Consider the following 364-nt stretch of genomic DNA (forward strand, 5'->3'; position numbering starts at 1 on the left):
CACCCGTTCCCATACCGAACACGGAAGTTAAGCTCTCTAGCGCCGATGGTAGTTGGGACCTTGTCCCTGTGAGAGTAGGACGTTGCCAGGCTTGTATTATTCCGCAGTAGCTCAGCGGTAGAGCTATCGGCTGTTAACCGATCGGTCGTAGGTTCGATTCCTACCTGCGGAGCCATTATGCTTCCATAGCTCAGCTGGTAGAGTACTTCCATGGTAAGGAAGAGGTCACCGGTTCAAGCCCGGTTGGAAGCTTGGAAAAAGTTTTGAAATTTTTTTGGCCCGTTGGTCAAGTGGTTAAGACACCGCCCTTTCACGGCGGTAACACGGGTTCGAATCCCGTACGGGTCACCACTTTTGGAGGATT

3 tRNA genes and 1 rRNA gene are annotated in these 364 nt (G+C 51.9%); all 4 read left to right on the plus strand.

From position 1 onward, the window contains the following. Nucleotides 1-91 (plus strand): 5S ribosomal RNA (gene rrf, locus MR109_RS29875); the annotation flags it as partial. A 9-nt stretch (nt 92-100) separates the two neighbouring features. Then, nucleotides 101-175: transfer RNA gene (locus MR109_RS29880), tRNA-Asn, on the plus strand. A gap of 4 nt (nt 176-179) precedes the next feature. Then, nucleotides 180-252: transfer RNA gene (locus MR109_RS29885), tRNA-Thr, on the plus strand. 24 nt (nt 253-276) lie between these two features. Beyond that, a tRNA-Glu gene (locus tag MR109_RS29890) sits at nt 277-351 on the plus strand. The last annotated feature ends 13 nt before the right edge of the window (nt 352-364 follow it).

Source organism: Bacillus cereus group sp. BfR-BA-01310 (assembly GCF_022664325.1).
GTDB lineage: Bacteria > Bacillota > Bacilli > Bacillales > Bacillaceae_G > Bacillus_A > Bacillus_A paramycoides.